The sequence below is a fragment of the Grimontia marina genome (genome assembly GCF_900060185.1).
Taxonomy (GTDB): domain Bacteria; phylum Pseudomonadota; class Gammaproteobacteria; order Enterobacterales; family Vibrionaceae; genus Enterovibrio; species Enterovibrio marinus.
In genome coordinates this window covers 1-871 of record NZ_FIZY01000187.1, presented here as the reverse complement: position 1 = coordinate 871, position 871 = coordinate 1, and the positions used below count along the sequence as shown (strand labels likewise).

Sequence of the window (871 nt, the reverse complement as noted above, 5' to 3'; positions counted from 1 at the left end):
CCAAGTCACTTTTCTACCGCGCCAACCTTTTCGGTAATGTCCCCACAACAATACAGAATAGACAACCCAAGCAATGAAAGACAAAATACCTTTATGCGCTTTGCCTTGAGCAAACATATCACCGACAAAATCAAATCCAGTAATCAAGGTACCAGTAAGCAATACGTTACCTATCAAGATGATTTTAAACAGTTGCCTTTCTACCATCAGTAGTGGTGGCAAATTGGGGTTGCTGGTTAGCATCTTCTTTTTCTTTAGCTTGTAGTCCAGCCAAGCCAATTGCAAAGCGTAGAGTGCGCCAATCGAAAGGGTTGAATACGAAAATAGTGCTAGAGAAATATGCAACAACAGCGGCGGATTGTTTTCTAAGTGAGTCATAAACATACTGGGAAGAAATGAGGCGGCGCTGACGTTGATCGCGGCGAAGCTGTACACAACTGGCAACAGAAACCACAAGCGAGTTTTTAACATCGCAATGCTCATCACCAGTGAGATGATAAAGCTGATCAATGATGCCACATTTAGCATGCTGAGGTTTTGCCCATTAGCGTTGAAGATTAAATCACTCAGTAACCACGCATGAACAGCCAGCGCCAGTGCTGAACTGAACAATACTGTCTGCACACGAATCCCAGTTTGATTAACTAAGCCTGGAATAATGGTCGCTATGGATAAAAAATACAAAATAGTGGCGACTATTGCGATTAAGTTTTCCATACTTCTTACAAAATGGTGGCTGAATTGGCGAATTATACCTTGCATCACGATAATGAGCTACGTTGGATACCGATTGATTTGATATATCACCATCTTAGTTCTACTTAAGGTGCAAATAATTGATAGAGCGAAGACTTTTATTTGCTCTATCGCT

1 protein-coding gene is annotated in these 871 nt (G+C 41.4%); it reads right to left on the bottom strand.

Annotation, left to right across the window (positions count from 1 at the left end; all coding sequences use genetic code 11):
• Positions 1-717, bottom strand: a 717-nt coding sequence (locus GMA8713_RS25885) for a cytochrome C assembly family protein (RefSeq protein WP_062715540.1), incomplete at its 3' end; no start/stop codon positions are given.
• Positions 718-871 lie beyond the last annotated feature (154 nt).